The organism is Brevibacillus sp. TJ4, assembly GCF_044627595.2.
GTDB lineage: Bacteria > Bacillota > Bacilli > Brevibacillales > Brevibacillaceae > Brevibacillus.
Genome location: NZ_CP185865.1, coordinates 2045236 through 2059718, shown reverse-complemented (window position 1 = coordinate 2059718; position 14483 = coordinate 2045236). Strand labels below are relative to the sequence as shown.

General features: G+C 56.4%; 15 protein-coding genes and 1 riboswitch. Of the genes, 2 read left to right on the top strand and 13 right to left on the bottom strand.

The window, feature by feature from the left end; genetic code table 11:
- Window positions 1–69: 69 nt before the first annotated feature.
- From ACAF76_RS10080 to dacB, 4 genes are all read right to left on the bottom strand, one after another.
- Window positions 70–819: a YheC/YheD family protein gene (locus tag ACAF76_RS10080; protein WP_421617910.1), complete on the bottom strand. Its 750-nt coding sequence runs from the start codon at window positions 817–819 to the stop codon at window positions 70–72.
- A complete protein-coding gene (gene panD / locus ACAF76_RS10075; RefSeq protein WP_421617801.1) occupies window positions 816–1208 on the bottom strand; it encodes an aspartate 1-decarboxylase in 393 nt (130 codons plus the stop codon). Before panD ends, ACAF76_RS10080 begins: the two co-directional genes overlap by 4 nt.
- A 78-nt stretch (window positions 1209–1286) precedes the next feature.
- The gene (locus ACAF76_RS10070; RefSeq protein WP_421617799.1) at window positions 1287–2366 is read right to left on the bottom strand and encodes an Ldh family oxidoreductase; all 1080 of its coding nucleotides are present in this window, start codon (window positions 2364–2366) and stop codon (window positions 1287–1289) included.
- 171 nt (window positions 2367–2537) lie between these two features.
- Entirely contained in the window at window positions 2538–5420 is a 2883-nt protein-coding gene (gene dacB, locus ACAF76_RS10065) for a D-alanyl-D-alanine carboxypeptidase/D-alanyl-D-alanine endopeptidase (protein ID WP_421617798.1), read from the bottom strand.
- 188 nt (window positions 5421–5608) lie between these two features.
- On the opposite strand from dacB, the gene ACAF76_RS10060 reads away from it, so the two are divergent.
- A complete protein-coding gene (locus tag ACAF76_RS10060) occupies window positions 5609–6163 on the top strand; it encodes a hypothetical protein (protein WP_421617797.1) in 555 nt (184 codons plus the stop codon).
- A gap of 265 nt (window positions 6164–6428) precedes the next feature.
- Here the strand turns inward: ACAF76_RS10060 and ACAF76_RS10055 are convergent, their stop codons facing one another.
- The 9 genes from ACAF76_RS10055 to ACAF76_RS10015 form a co-directional block, all read right to left on the bottom strand.
- A complete protein-coding gene (locus ACAF76_RS10055) occupies window positions 6429–7454 on the bottom strand; it encodes an ABC transporter substrate-binding protein (RefSeq protein WP_421617796.1) in 1026 nt (341 codons plus the stop codon).
- Window positions 7451–8245 (bottom strand): ABC transporter permease, encoded by a 795-nt coding sequence (locus ACAF76_RS10050; RefSeq protein ID WP_421617795.1) that lies wholly within the window; start codon window positions 8243–8245, stop codon window positions 7451–7453. Before ACAF76_RS10050 ends, ACAF76_RS10055 begins: the two co-directional genes overlap by 4 nt.
- Entirely contained in the window at window positions 8242–9024 is a 783-nt protein-coding gene (locus ACAF76_RS10045; RefSeq protein ID WP_421617793.1) for an ABC transporter ATP-binding protein, read from the bottom strand. The genes ACAF76_RS10050 and ACAF76_RS10045 overlap by 4 nt, the downstream gene beginning before the upstream one ends.
- Window positions 9018–9689, bottom strand: coding sequence for a thiaminase II (tenA, locus tag ACAF76_RS10040; protein ID WP_421617792.1), 672 nt, complete (start codon window positions 9687–9689; stop codon window positions 9018–9020). The genes ACAF76_RS10045 and tenA overlap by 7 nt, the downstream gene beginning before the upstream one ends.
- A gap of 12 nt (window positions 9690–9701) precedes the next feature.
- Window positions 9702–10982 (bottom strand): acetylornithine deacetylase, encoded by a 1281-nt coding sequence (locus ACAF76_RS10035; RefSeq protein WP_421617791.1) that lies wholly within the window; start codon window positions 10980–10982, stop codon window positions 9702–9704.
- Window positions 10983–11753, bottom strand: a complete 771-nt coding sequence (locus ACAF76_RS10030) for a thiazole synthase (protein WP_421617790.1) — start codon at window positions 11751–11753, stop codon at window positions 10983–10985.
- A 6-nt stretch (window positions 11754–11759) separates the two neighbouring features.
- Window positions 11760–11963 (bottom strand): sulfur carrier protein ThiS, encoded by a 204-nt coding sequence (thiS, locus tag ACAF76_RS10025; protein ID WP_421617789.1) that lies wholly within the window; start codon window positions 11961–11963, stop codon window positions 11760–11762.
- Window positions 11964–12186: 223 nt separating this feature from the next.
- Window positions 12187–12297: riboswitch (TPP riboswitch) on the bottom strand.
- A gap of 43 nt (window positions 12298–12340) precedes the next feature.
- Complete coding sequence (locus tag ACAF76_RS10020) at window positions 12341–12724, bottom strand: kinase-associated lipoprotein B (RefSeq protein ID WP_421617788.1); 384 nt, start codon at window positions 12722–12724, stop codon at window positions 12341–12343.
- Between the two features lie 37 nt (window positions 12725–12761).
- Window positions 12762–13988 carry an alanyl-tRNA editing protein gene (locus tag ACAF76_RS10015; RefSeq protein ID WP_421617787.1) on the bottom strand — a complete coding sequence of 409 codons (1227 nt, stop codon included), beginning with the start codon at window positions 13986–13988 and terminating at the stop codon, window positions 12762–12764.
- Window positions 13989–14098: 110 nt separating this feature from the next.
- On the opposite strand from ACAF76_RS10015, the gene ACAF76_RS10010 reads away from it, so the two are divergent.
- Window positions 14099–14482: a DUF2203 domain-containing protein gene (locus tag ACAF76_RS10010; protein WP_421617786.1), complete on the top strand. Its 384-nt coding sequence runs from the start codon at window positions 14099–14101 to the stop codon at window positions 14480–14482.
- Window position 14483 lies beyond the last annotated feature (1 nt).

The following is a 14483-nucleotide window of genomic DNA, read 5'->3' as shown; positions in this document are numbered from 1 at the left end:
TGAAAGAAGCGTGTGTGCGTATCAGAAAGAAAAGGATGGGAGGAACCACCTGCCCGAACAGTCGGGAAGCTAGGTGGCTCCTGCCTTGCGAAGACGCATGGCCTTGATCCGTCTGTAATAGGCGCGATTGGGCAGTTGCAGAAACAGCGACAGGGAGGGGCGAAAGTTTGCCTCAATAATCCACGGCTTGCCTTCCGTGTCGATCCCCATGTCGAGGCCGATTTCCCGGAGTGTCGGATACGCCTCGCCCAGACATTGGGCGACTGCCATGGAAATGTTGTACAGCACATCCAGAAGATCCGGTGGCGCAGCAATGTTCGAGCGGCGTATCGCGGTTTCCAGCGGCAGCACTTTACCCCTGCTTCGCCGAATGTTGGTGACGATAAACCCCGGTCCCGCCAGTTTGGCCAGCCAGCCTGTGATTACCCATGGATCATGTCGGCTTTTTCTTTGCACCATGACACGCACGTCAAAGGGCCTCCCCTCAATCCTTCCGAGGGAAAGGTAAGGTTGCAACAGGTACATTTTCGGTCGAAACAGTGCGCGAATGGCCTGCACGGTTCGCGTTTTTCCCGTGACGATCCTGCGCACGCTGCCCGCGTGGATTTGAAACCGCTCATTCCCTTGCTTTGTCACCTTGATAATGCCTGCTCCGCCACCGCCGCCAGTAGGTTTGAGCAGTACACGTCGGTAGTTTTCCGTGTAGTGCCATAGTCTTTCCGGGGTAAAGGGTTGCGTTTCAGGCAAGTGCTCTTGCAAGAGCGGGTCGAGTACCATATGTTTGTGTTTGCTCCACTTTCCGACGTTCGGCGCTTTTATGGGTTCATCTCCCCATTCTGGATCAGATGGTGCTCTTCTACCTTGGTGATCCGGTTCTGTTCATCGACAAACACCACACGCGGGATGAGTTTTTCGGCCTCTTCTTGCTCATACATTCCCATGCTGAGAATGATGACGAGATCACCCGGTTGGAAAAGATGAGCGGGAGGACCATTCAAGCAAATCTTACCTGTCCCCGCCTCCGCTGGCAAGGCATAGGTTTTCCAGCGCGTGGCATTGCGCAGACTCGTCACCTGGACAATCTCGTACGGCATGATGTCCGCTGCTTTCATCAGAAGCTCGTCAATCGTGATGCTGCCGACGTAATCAAGCTCGGCCTGTGTGACGGTAGCGCGATGAATTTTTCCTTTGCACATATGTCTTTGCATCTGACTGGCACTCCTTTCCATCGATGAAACCAGTCTATGTGCAAAAAGATGTCCATGATGCTTGGGCATCAAGAAAGTTCAGCTTCCGGCTTCCCGGATCACCGCTTCCTGGAAGTCGATGCCGTAACGGCGACATACCGCTTCCACCTCGGCGGCAATTCCCGGCGCCAGCGGAATCCCGTATTTGTGATAGTGCTGCATGGTATTCCACTCGATCTCGCCGGGAATCCATATCTGCTCGACCCCTTTTCGCCTCGGCACTGCTTTCACCTCGCGGATGTAGGAATCCATCATGGCTTGGAACTGTTCGTACGGCATAAATCGCTCCACTTCGATGGCGACAAACAGATGACCGACATTTTGCGGCTCATCCAGGCTCTCGTACAAGCCTTTGACGTGTTCACCGACAGCCGCTCCCGTCAGCAAGCCGGACATAATGTCGATAAACATCGCCAAGCCGTATCCTTTTGCCCCGCCGATCGGAAGCAGCGTCCCCTGCAATGCCTCTGCCGGGTCTGTCGTCGGCTCTCCCTGTGCATCCATCGCCCAGTCGGCGGGGATTGACTCCCCTTTTTGATGGGCCAGCATGATTTTTCCTCTCGCTGTCACGCTCGTCGCCATGTCCAGCAAAAAAGGAGCCTCGCTACCCGCGGGAATACCGATCGCGATTGGATTCGTGCCGAAAAAGGGACGTATCCCTCCGACTGGTGCAATCGACTTCGGTGCATTCGACAGCACCAGCAGTATCATCTTTTGTTCCACCGCTTTTTGCGCGTAATACGAGCAAGCGCCAAAATGATTGGAATGGCAGACCCCGACGATTCCGACTCCGTATGCACGAGCCAGCCCCAGGGCATGCTCCAGCGCAGCCTCACCAGCTACCGCACCAAGCTGATTGGCTCCATCCAGGCAAGCGGTCGCACCGCTTTGGCGGATCAACGTCGGCGTTTTCTGGCAAGATACGGCCCCCGTCTCTATCCGTGCAAGGTAAATCGGCAGTCGCGATAGCCCGTGCGAATCTACCCCGCGCAGATCAGCATGCACGAGACATGCTGCGACTGTCTTCGCATGGGAGGGAGAAACGCCTGCCCGCTCCAGCACGGCAGCAGCAATCAGTTCCAGCTTCGTACTATCATATCGCGTGCCTTTTACGTCCATCCTGTCCTCCGTCCGTTCCGGTATCGATGTCAGATGCATTCTGGATATAGATATGTCAAAGGGGGGAGCGCCCGACACTTGCAGACATCCGCCATCCACCCAGAAAAACCGAAAAAGGATGCCGCCTCGCGCGCAGTCTGTGCGCAAGGGACATCCTCCCACCTTTTTTCGCTATTCGTACGCAGCGAGAATTTCAGCGATTTCCTCCAACAGATCATCCGGTATTTTGGCATCTGCCGCATAGCCGTTTACCATGATGGAGAACACGAGCCTCTCTCCTCCAGCTGTCGTCACATAGCCGCTGAGTGTGTCTACATCTGTCAGCGTACCAAGGGTTCCTTTCAGATTTCCTGCCGCTTCGGTACCGGCCAGGCGGTTGCGCAGGGAACCGTCGACACCAGCGATAGCGAGGGACTCTTCCAGGACGGGGAATACTGCTTGCTGGCTGATGCCTTCAAGCGCTGCGACGACATGGCGCGGAGACATCCAGTTGTAACGAGTCAGACCGGAACCGTCCACCAGGTCAAAGTTGGTCTGTCCGCCGAGCGCTTGCACTGTCTCCAGGATCGCTTCCGCTCCGGCTGAACTGGTGCCTTTCCCTTTTTTCACGGCACCGAGCGTTTTCATCAGCAGTTCTGCGATGAAATTGTCGCCGCTTTTGTTCATCTCGTACACGATCTCGGAGAGGGGCTGCGACGCAAACTCCGTCAGCTTGACGGCATTCGCCGGCACCGTGCCTGTCACTACCTTGCTGTTCGGGGAAAGAGAGATACCGGCTTGCTCGAGTTTGTCCTTGAGCACAGCTCCCACGTACAGAGCCGGATCTTCCACCGGGATCGCCCGGGCTCCTCCGTCACGGGATACAGGCAGGTTGCCGCTGATGCGGAACTGATTGGTTCCTCTCACGCGCTCGATCGTGATGGTCTCTCTCTCGTTGGCACCCACGGTAACAGCCGTATTGCTCACTTCGACCATGGAAGTACGCGGATATACGTCGACCTGTACCGGCTCTCCGGCATTTTCGCCCGGTCTGTAGGCGATCGTGACCGTTCCCTTGTTGACGGACAATGCGCCCAGCCTCGGGTTAAACGCTTCATTTTCGTCGTCCCACGTCCATCCCAGTCCGAGCCGCTCCTGGTCGAAGTAGCTCTCGTCGAGGACGATATCGCCGGAAATCCGTTTGACCCCTCGGTCGGCAAGCCACGTGACGATTTTGTCGAGCGAGGCTCCTTGCTGATCCTCAGAAGAATCCTGCAAGCGCAGTGTCGGGTCGCCATAGCCTTTGATAAACAGGTTGCTGTTCATCATGCCATTGGCTGGCAGGGCTGCTCCTGCGTACACTTCCGTTTTGTACGTAAAATCCGGGCCGAGCTCTTGCAGGGCAGCGATGCTCGTCAAAAGTTTTACACTGGCTGCCGGGGTAAACAGCCGATCCGCTTCCCGCTCATACCAGATGGCTTCCTCGCCTGTTTCATCCAGTGATCTGACCAGTGCCCCGACCGTCAAGTGGGCTGCTTCCGCCTCGGCGATCACCGGATCGAGCAGTTCCGACAAGCGGTATGTTTTTTCCTGCTCAGGCGTGTACCCTTGCGGCGGCGTGATTTCCGGGTAAGCGGCGAGCTGGAGCATCAGATGATCCTGCAGGTTTCGCGCGTATGCGGATTTGTAGATGCCGTTGATCAGGATGGAAAAGGCGAGCTTGTGCCCGTTTTTCGCCGTGACGTAGCCGGAGACTCCGTTTACGCCGCCCATCGATCCTGTCTTCGCGGTCACAACCTGCGCTGCTGGAGTTCCGACGAGGCGGCTTCGCAGCGTACCGTCCACACCCGCGATCGGAAGCGTCCGGACAAAAGCGTCAGCGTATTCCCGCTCCTGTACGTAGGCGAGAAGTTTCACCATTTGCTCTGCTGTAATCCAGTTCAGACGGGAGAGCCCAGACCCGTCGACAATTTTGTAGCCATCCGGTACGCCTGCCTGCTGCATCACTTCTGCAACGACCCTGCTGCCAGCCGCAAAGCTGCCTTCACCACGCTGGGTAGCGCCAAGCGTTTTCAGCATCATCTCAGCGTAAAAATTGTCGCTTTCTTTATTCAATTGCACGCTGATTTCAGCGAGCGTGGGCGAATAGTGGGTATGGATCGGTGTTCCGCCGCTGAGGGTCGTCTTTTCGATCTGGAGCTGCGGATGCAGGGCGATTCCTTGCGCCTGCAACTGCTGCTTCCAGACATCGGCCACATACAGCGCCGGGTCTTCCATCGTCACATCCTGCCTGTAAACGGCAGCATTGGCTCCCATCTGCCCCGTCAGGATGATCTCATTCTTGCCGCGAGGCCGCTCGATCGTTATGCTCCGCTGGTTGCTTCCGGGCACACTCGTCAGCCGGTTGGTGATCGTCAGGTATGTAGTAGCAGGCTGCAAGGTTACCGTCGGGGTAGTCCCGGGAGACACGGACAGGCTGACCGTATTTTTGTTGACAGCAAGGGCGCTGATCTGCGCGCTGTATCCGTACGGCTCGTCATCCCACATCCAGGCCGGTCCCAGCCGCTGTGCATCAAAGTAACTCTCGTCGACGAGCAGTTTGCCCGTCACGCGGGTAATTCCTTTTTGTTTGAGAGCGCCTGCGATCTCTGCCAGCTTCTCTGCGGTCAAGCTCGGATCGCCGTACCCTTTCAGGACGAGATCGCCCGTGAGCACACCACCCTCTGAGACAGATCCGTTGACGTACACCTCTGTTTTCCAGCGATAGTCGGGTCCCAGCCGCTCGAATCCGGCAACAGTGGTGAACAGTTTCAAGTTGGATGCGGGTATATACCCCCGATTCTCGTTGTGCCGATACAAGTATGTGTCAGCGGTCAAATCGTATACAGCAATCCCGGCGTGCAGCCCGATGCTGTCTGCTTCCTGTTTCAGCGTGCTCAAGTAACTTTCCAGTTGTGCGGCCAGTGCCTGGTCTGCGACGGGCTGGCTTTGGGCAAAAGTGGGTGCTGCTGCCAGAGAAAACACGAGCAGCATGCTCAATACCCAGGTACATGCGCGTTTGAGACTAGGGTTCATATACTCCTCCTCCGTGTATTGTCGTTCTTCGTTTTTGCTTTTTATGTGCAAGGTCATGGATGCACAAGTTCTATCTATTCAAAATAATAACACAATTTACATCTGATTGCGTCCGACTAACGAACCCTTCTTTGCTTATACTAAGCCAAAAGCCCTGTTTTCCCGCAGCAGTTAGGAGGCATTCTCTGTTGAAGACACGCCGTTTTCTGTCTGTTCTCTTCCTGCTTTCCTGCATCGTCACAGTGATGCTTGCCATCCCCGGCCACGCCGTTACCGACCCGGCTCGCGTACAGATTGACTCGACTTCTGCCGCCAGCCTGCGAGGACTCATCCAGCGCTCGGACGCGATCGCTATCGGCACGATTGGCAGCCAGATCCGCTCCTACCCTACAGGACGCACGATCCGCGAAGGCAAGATCGTCAATTACACCCAATCCTTTCACATCCGCACACTCATCAAAGGACGCATCGGTTCTTCCGTCACGCTAATCAGCACGGGCATCGATCCGCTGCCCGGCAGAGAAAGTCCGCTCAACCAAACGTATCCGGGCCCTTTGACGGGAGGCGACTATTTGCTGTTTTTGCAAAACGTAAAAGGAACGGACTTCTACAGCATTACAGGCTTGTGGCAAGGCGTCTACCCGATCGTCGAAGGGCGCACCGTCACCCTTGAGGTCGGATTTCGCGAATTGCACCATCTGTCGCCCCGGCAAGCGGAACAAAAGCTGAGAGACATTCGGTGACGAAGATGGCAAAAGGCTGCTCCCGAAGGTCGGTCGACTTCAGGAGAGCCTTTTTCACATGGATATGTGCGTGTATACATCAGATCGAGTGATAGATAAAAATGACCATCGCGACCGCACAAGCGAGCACGGAACCGATCATACCTACCAATACCCATTTGTTTTCACGCTTGTTTTGATTATCTTCCATCGCATGATCTCCTCACACAAGCATTCACATACTTATTATAAAGTGCTTATGTGCGAAAGAAAACCCATCATTTTTTCAGTATGCGATATTCTGCATGATCTCTTCGGCCTGGAGCGGTTTGGAGATTAATTCGCGCTCCTTCATCCAGTCGATCATCGTCTGCCACGACTCCAGGGTCTGATGTCCGAACGGTTGGTCCCCGGCGTCCATGAGCGGGATCAAAATATCCAGGCTTTTTTGCTCAATGTCCTCTTCGAGCGGGAACTCTTGCGCCTGTTTGGCGAGAAGCAGGTCGAGCGCTTCCTCTTTATGGGCCTTGACGTACTCTTGCGCCTGGCTGGTCGCGCGCAAAAATGCCGCGATCGCATCTTTTTTGTCCTCTGCGTTGGCGTCGCTGGTGACCAGCACCAGCTCGTAGTAGTCCGGAACGCCTACAGATTCAGGCTGGAAGGCATGGACGGCGACCCCGTGCTTCTCCAGAATCAATTGCTCATGGTTGATGTATCCGCCGACGACCGCATCTACCTGTTTGGCAGTCAGAGCAGGAACGATGTCAAAGCCGATGTCGACAAACGACAGCCCCGAGTCGTCGCCACCTGCTTCTTTGACAGCAGTGCGCACGATCGCTTCGTTGAACGGGATGGAAGGATAGCCGATCACTTTGCCTGCCAGCTTCTCCGGCGAATCAAGACCGCTGTCCTGTCTCGTCATAATCGCGTTGAGCGGGTGCCGTACCAGGGCAGCTACCGCGACGACGGGAATGTCTTCCGCGCGTGCGGAGATGACCTGGGTCTGGTAGCTGATAGCCAGGTCGACTTGCCCTGCAGCTGCGAGCTTCAACGGATCGTTGGTGTCAGAGGGCATCTGGATGTGTACATCCAGGTTTTCGTCCGCAAAATAGCCTTTTTCCTCCGCGACGTAGAGGAAGGAATGGACCGCGTTTGGGTACCAGTCAAGCGCGATCGTCAGCTTGGTCTTCTCGTCTCCGCTTTGCGGAGCTGCCTGCGGTGCTTCCTGGCCCGGGCTTGCACATGCAGTCAAGCCTGTGGCAAGTGCCGCTGCCAGGGTAATGATTTTCCAGCTCTTCTGTTTTGTCTTCAACTCGATGATCTCCTTTTTTGCAACTTTGCAATTTGTTTTTTTGCCCGCCATTCCGGACTGTAGTGCCGCTCAATTCGGCCCACGGTCCAGAATAGCAGCATGCCGAGCAGCGAGAGCAGTAGTACAGAGGCAAACAGCGCATCGGCCTGAAAATTTCCTGATGCCCGTCTGCCAAAATAGCCAAGACCCTCGCTTGCTCCCAGCCACTCGCCGATTGTCGCCCCCGATACACTGTAGGTAGCCGCTACCTTCAATCCGCTGAAAAAATGCGGCAGGCTGCTGGGAAGCTGCAGCTTGGAAAAGATTTGCCAGCGATTGGCCCCCATCGTGCGCATCAGGTTGACCATTTCCGGATCGGTAGCGCGCAGCCCGTCATAGGTGGAGACGACGATCGGGAAAAAGGTAAACAGGATCGTCACTGCGATTTTCCCCGACAGGTCGTAGCCAAACCAGAGAATAAAGACAGGGGACAGCGCAATAATCGGAATCGTCTGGGAAATGACGATATACGGGTAGACGAGTTGCTGGACCGCCCTGTTCATGTGCATGGCAAACGCCAGCAAGACGGCAAATGCGATCGACAGCGCAAGCCCGATCAACACTTCTTTTAGCGTCGCCCAAAGATGAAGTCCGAGCAATGTCTGGCGCAACTCCCATAAAGCGAGCAGTACCGAGCTCGGCGCAGGAAGAATAAAGGCCGGGATGGCAAACAGGCGACACACGGCTTCCCAGCCGATCAGAAACAGGGTAAGCGAGATGGCAAACCAAAGGCTTCGTCGAGTGCTGCTCATCGTACCAGCCGCTCCTCTCGCGACGGCTCCTGCATCGCCTGCCGCAACAGCTCCCAGATCTGTTCCCGCAGCTCCAAAAACGCGGGCTGGTTGCGACTGGACGCAGCGCGCGGCCGAACGATCGATACGGGCAGTTCGACCGGCCTCGTGATCGGTGTTCCGGTCAACAAAATCACCCGGTCCGCCATCAGGATCGCTTCATCAATATCGTGGGTAATCATCAGCATGGTCGTCCTTGTATGCTGCCACATCGCAAGCAGCCACTCCTGCATCTCCATCCGGGTAATTCCGTCCAATGCCCCGAACGGCTCGTCCAGCAGCATCGTGTCTGCTCCGTGCAGGACAGCGCGAAGGAACGAAACGCGCTGGCGCATCCCCCCGGACAACTGCGCAGGGTAGGCGTCCGCCCATTCCGCCAAGCCATAGCGCGGGAGTTCGGTACGCGCCCGCTCCTGTGCTTCCCGGGCAGGTACGCCCTGGATTTCCAGAGGCAGAGCAGCGTTCTCCACGACCGTACGCCATGCCATGAGGGAATCGCGCTGCGGCATGTAGCCGATCCGGCCCAACCGCTGCTGTGTGCTGCTGCCGTCCAGGCGAATCTCGCCGGAGCCGGGCTGCAACAGACCGGCCAGCAGCTGGAACAGCGTGCTCTTGCCGATGCCGCTGGGCCCGACCAGACTGACGAACTCTCCCGCCCCGACTAGCAAGTCGAAGTCAGCCAGAATCGGCTTTCTGCCATAGGAAAAATGGACGCGGGAGAACGCGATTTTTTCTAGCACGGCCAAAGTTCCCTCCGGTATGCCATATCCCAGAACAAGTATTCCAGGCGGGACGTGACGACGAAATGCTCTTCCAGCCGCGCCAGCTCCTGCTCGCTTTTTCCTTCTGCAAGCTGGTCCATAATCTCGATCAGCCACTTGGCAAGCTCGCCGAATTCATCCGAACTGTACATGCGTACCCATTCTCCGTACAGCTCATGCTCCAGGGCACCTTCCACTTTGGCCAGCCTCTTGCCGATCTCCCAATAGCTCCACGTGCAAGGCAAAAGTGCGCTAACCAGCTCTGCCAGCGATCCTTGCTGGGCAACCTTGAGCATGTAGCTGGTGTAGGCGATGAGGACAAAGGAAGGCTCGGTCGCTTCCAATTCCTCGCGGGAGATGCCAAAGCGCTCCGCGTACTGGCGGTGAAGCGACATCTCCGTGTTCAACGTCGATTCCTGCAGAGCGGCGAACTTGGCGCTCGTCCCGAGGTCGTATGCCTTTACGCTGGCGAGCGCGAACATTTTCGCGTAGTCGATCAGGTAAAGGTAATCCTGCTTCATGTAATAGCGAAACGACTCGACGGGCAGTGTCCCATCCCCAAGCCCGGTCACAAAAGGATGCTGATGGGTGCGCTCCCAGACCGGTCCTACTCGCTCCATCAGTCGCTGATGAAAGGCTGTCATATTGGTTTCCTCCTACACATGTTTTGGCTGGTTGCACCAGGTGGCGATAAACCGGGCCATCGTTTGCGCAAAGCTGACGAGCTGCTGCGGATCTACGGATTCATCGACCGTATGCGCCTGTGACAGCTCCCCCGGTCCATACAGCACTGCGGGAATCCCGGCATGCGCAAACCAGCCTGCGTCTGTCACGGTCGGGGTCATGTCCACGACCGGATTTTGCTGAAATTGCGCCTGATGGGCAACTTGCAGGCAAGCAAGTCCCGGGTGGTCGCGGTCAAGCTCCAGGGAAGGGAAAATCTCTCCTCTTTCCTCGATCATCGAGCGGCCGCCCCAGCGGTAGACGGGCAGGTGATCGCGAAGCCACGGGTCAGCTGCCGCCGCCTTGTTTACATGATCCTCGATCTCTTGGATGATCTCTTCGTGAGACTCATTGGGGTAAAAATGAACGGTAATCCAGAGCGCGCAGCGATCGGCGATAAAGGCGGCATGACGACCTCCCTCGATCACTGCCGGGTTGATCGTGTTGCTGCCGGGCGGAAAGCCTGGGTACGATTTCATCACGGCCCAGTGGCGTTCCAGATCTTGCAAGGCGGCGATGATCTTCATCATTTTTTCGATCGCGGAGGCACCGTGCACCCGTCCTCCGGCATGAATGGTGTTCGCCCGCATGCCGTCGTGCAGGGTCGTCGGGCTTTCTATCGTGATCCACCCGGTGATGACGCCGCCCTGTCCCTGCATATGCAGATCACTGGAATCGACGACAACCGCGTAGTCGGCTGTATAGCCGCGTTCGATCGCGGCCAGTGTGCCGGCTTCTCCTGCTTCTTCGCCGATGACGGACTGGAAGATCAGATCACCCTTCAGCTCTACGCCGTGTTCGCGCAGCATCTGGATCGCGAACAGCGAAGCCGCCAGTCCACCTTTCATATCGGCGACTCCGCGTCCGTACAGACGGCCGTCCGCACCTCGCGTCAGGGCAAAAGGCGGATAGCTCCAGCCCGACGAGTCACCTACCTCTGCTACATCGATATGGCCGTTGACGATCAGACTCTTTGCCTGTTCGGAGGCAGAGCCGCGAAGGCAGCCCACGACGTTGTCATCCCCGGGAAAAACAGGCCATCGGTCTACCTCGAATCCCAATTTGGCAAGCTCATTTGCAAGCAGCGTCTGGGCTTCTCCGCTGTTGCGGGCGGGGGGGCTTACCGTTGGGCAAGCGATCAGCTTTCCGAGCAGCGCGAACAGTTCATCCTCCCGGCGGGCGATGGCGGCGATAGCCTCATTCAGCCGATCCATTTACTCAATCATCCCTTCTGTCGGGCTGCTCGCAGAGGCATAGCGCTTTTTCGGGATGCGTCCAGCCAAATAGCCAAGGCGTCCTGCCTGGACAGCGAGCTTCATCGCTTCTGCCATCTTGACCGGATCGTCGGCGAGCGCTACCGCCGTGTTCAGCAGCACGCCGTCCGCACCCAGCTCCATCGCTTTGGCGCAATCGGCAGGCGAACCGATTCCAGCGTCCACGATAATCGGCACTTTCGCATCTTCGATAATAAAGCGGATGTTGTTTTCGTTGACAATCCCCTGGCCGGAGCCGATCGGCGAAGCGCCTGGCATCACCGCGTGAACACCTACTTCCTGCAGACGCTTGGCCAGAATCGGGTCGTCATTGGTATAGGTCAGAACGATAAAACCCTCTTCCACGAGGATACGCGAGGCTTCCAGCGTGCCGATCGGATCAGGCAGCAAGGTTTTGGGATCGCCGATGACTTCCACCTTGATCATGTCACACAGACCGGATGCCTTCGCCAGTCTGGCAATGCGCACGGCTTCCTCGACGGTGTAAGCGCCGGCGGTGTTAGGCAAGAGCGTGTATTTTTTCAAATCGAGCTTTTCCAAAAAATTTGGCTCGTTTGGGTTGTCCACGTTCAGTCTGCGGATCGCAAACGTCAGAATCTCCGCCTCCGACACATCGACTGCTTCCCCCTGTGTCTTCAGGTCGGCAAATTTTCCGGTGCCCAAGAGCAAACGCGAACGAAACTCATACGGTCCAATTTTCAATGTATCCATGATCTGTCATCCTCCTCCGACAAAGTGAACAATTTCAATGCGGTCACGATCTGCAATCGTCTTGCTCTCGTAGTGAGAACGGTCGAGAATCTCTCCGTTGTGCTCAACCACGACAATTTTCTTGCGCAACTGATACGCCTCCAGCAGTTGGCTGATGGTGACGATCCCGTCTGCAAGCTCTACCTGTTTGCCGTTTAACGTAATCTGCATGTTCCCCCTCCTTTTCGCCACTCGCGATTCCCTCTTCAGCAACGAAAAAAGGCTCCTTCCGCATGCTGGATGATCCAGACAAACAGAAGAAGCCACATCTTCCATCCTGGCGAATGGCAAACAAAAAACCATCCGCCGCCGGATGGTTGGGTTCGATCTTCTCAACGCAAGCGGTACGCCGCCTCTCTTCGAGAAGTACGCGGGCGTCCACGTCATTTGCGCCAAAAATTTCCCTACCTCTTCCTCCGCTGGCATGACCCAGGTCAGGTTCAACGGTCAGTAACACACTTGTTACAATCTCAGCCAACGATGCTTGGCCCCCGTTTGGTAATCGCGGTATCCACTTGTAATGCTGCTTTCGCTCTTACAGTACCACGCTATTTTGCGTTTGTAAAGGTTTCCTTGTGGATGTTCTCCAGTTCGACCAGGCAGCGCTGCGCCCACGCGGACATTTTTTTCAGCTTCTCCATCTCGCGCTCCAGGGCGTTTTTCAGCGATTCCTTGTAGTCAGGGATTGCCCCGTTGTAACGAATGACCGACTGTACGGGGACCATGAACTTTTCCTGGTACGAAAGCGCCGGGCGCTGGTGAAAGAGCGGAACGTCTACTTCGTAGGAAGTATGCAGGTCGCCCTGGGTGGGGAATTTGGTCACAGCCAGCACCTTGACCAAAAGTTTGCTCTCATGGTTCTCCACTACTTCTGCCACGTACTCGCCCGTCTTGTACGGTACGCGGACGATATCTCCCGGATTCCAGATCACGACAGATCATCTCCTTTTTCCTTGCGTTTTTGCGCTATCACGGATGTTCGAGGCCTGCCTGCAAGGCTGCTTCCACGAGTGTTTTGGCGTGTTCGAGCACGTCCTCGGCGGCGACCAGCGGCGCTCCGCCGCCTTGTGCCATCGCCGGATTTCCGCCGCCTTTTCCTTCGATCAGCGGGAGCGTGTCCTTCATAACCTGATTAATGGCAATAGGCACATCTGATCCCCGTGAAAAGACGAGCTGCAGCTTCTCGCCAACCGTCGCCAGCAAGGTGACGACATCCGCGGACTGGCTGTTGACCTCTTGGGCGTATTGCTGCAACTGCTGGATCGACTTGCCGTCGCACACCCTCTGGATCAGCCGGAATTCTCCCAGTGAAGCTGCACGGCTCAGCTCCTGCCGCACTTCCTCCTCCAAAAGCAACCGCTCTTTTTCGATCAGCTCGGATTTGAGCGCGTCGCGTTCAGCCACTAGCCGCGCGATTTGCCCGGTCACGTCCGCTTCTGCTGTTGCCAACAGCCGCGCTGCCTCTTTTAGCGTCGCCTGCTTTTTCGTATAGTCGCGCATGGCGCGCCAGCCGCAGAGAAATTCGACGCGGATATTGCCGCGGTGACGCTCCCAACCGAGAATTTTGACCATCCCGACTTCCCCGGTACGGGCGGGGTGGGTTCCACCGCACGGATTGTAGTCAAACTCCGGTATGATGACAAGCCGGATGTTTTCCGTGACCGTCGGCTGCTTCTTGATCGGGTAGCGGCTCAAGTCTTGCTCGTCCACAAATTGCGCGGTAATCGTGCGGTTTTCCAGGATGACCTGATTCGCCAAGCTCTCTACTTGCTCCGCCAGTTCTGGGGTCAGCTCATCCAGACGCACATCGATCGTTACTCTCTCCGCGCCCAGGTGAAACGCCACCGTTTCCGCCTCTGCCACTTGCAGAAAAGCAGCGGACAGGATGTGCTGCCCGGCGTGCTGCTGCATATGGTCAAAACGGCGCTGCCAGTCGATCTGACCGTCTATCTGTTGCGCCTCTTCCGGTATGGGCGCTGCCAGCCGATGGCGGACTTCGCCATCGCTTTCTTCCACATCCACGACCTCGATGCCAGCGAGGATGCCCCGATCACAGGGCTGACCGCCGCCTGTCGGGTAAAAAGCCGTCTGGTCGAGCACGACGTACGGCGTGCCGTCCGCCTCCACTCCCCGCTTGACGACGGAAGCGGAAAACGTATCGGTGTACGGGTCCTGGTAATACAGCCTGTCTTTCATGCTATCTCCTTGTCCTTTCGGGAATCTGGTCGACAAAAAACTTTTGCATGCACCCAGCCATTTTCTCGCAAAGCGAACGTGCGTATAATAGTGCCCAGGAGGCGGTTCACTTGAATAAAAAAATCTTTACGCAGGAACAGGCAAATCAACTGTTGCCCTATGTCAAGGAAGAGATTTCCTTTTTGCAGGATGCCAAACGCCGCTACTTCGAAGCCTACAGACAGCGTGAACAAGTGAGAAAACGGCAGCCTGTAGACGAGCAGGAACTATTTGACCTGGAATGCCGCCTGGATTTCATGGAGATGGAAGCGCAGATGCGCATTTCCCGACTCACTTCCCAAGGCATCCAGGTGAAAGACATCGATATGGGCTTAGTCGACTTTCCCTCCATCATCGACGGCAAAGAGGTGCTTCTCTGCTGGAAAGCCGGCGAAGAAAGCGTCAGCCATTACCACGGGCTGCACGACGGCTTTTTGGGCCGAAAACCGCTTTGAG

Bases quoted from the DNA above. Each gene is read 5' to 3' on its own strand.
- tenA (WP_421617792.1), bottom strand. From the start codon at position 9,689: ATGACAGCCTTTCATCAGCGACTGATGGAGCGAGTAGGACCGGTCTGG.
- dacB (WP_421617798.1), bottom strand. From the start codon at position 5,420: ATGAACCCTAGTCTCAAACGCGCATGTACCTGGGTATTGAGCATGCTG.
- ACAF76_RS10070 (WP_421617799.1), bottom strand. From the start codon at position 2,366: ATGGACGTAAAAGGCACGCGATATGATAGTACGAAGCTGGAACTGATT.
- thiS (WP_421617789.1), bottom strand. From the start codon at position 11,963: ATGCAGATTACGTTAAACGGCAAACAGGTAGAGCTTGCAGACGGGATC.
- ACAF76_RS10015 (WP_421617787.1), bottom strand. From the start codon at position 13,988: ATGAAAGACAGGCTGTATTACCAGGACCCGTACACCGATACGTTTTCC.
- panD (WP_421617801.1), bottom strand. From the start codon at position 1,208: ATGCAAAGACATATGTGCAAAGGAAAAATTCATCGCGCTACCGTCACA.
- ACAF76_RS10035 (WP_421617791.1), bottom strand. From the start codon at position 10,982: ATGGATCGGCTGAATGAGGCTATCGCCGCCATCGCCCGCCGGGAGGAT.
- ACAF76_RS10030 (WP_421617790.1), bottom strand. From the start codon at position 11,753: ATGGATACATTGAAAATTGGACCGTATGAGTTTCGTTCGCGTTTGCTC.
- ACAF76_RS10050 (WP_421617795.1), bottom strand. From the start codon at position 8,245: ATGAGCAGCACTCGACGAAGCCTTTGGTTTGCCATCTCGCTTACCCTG.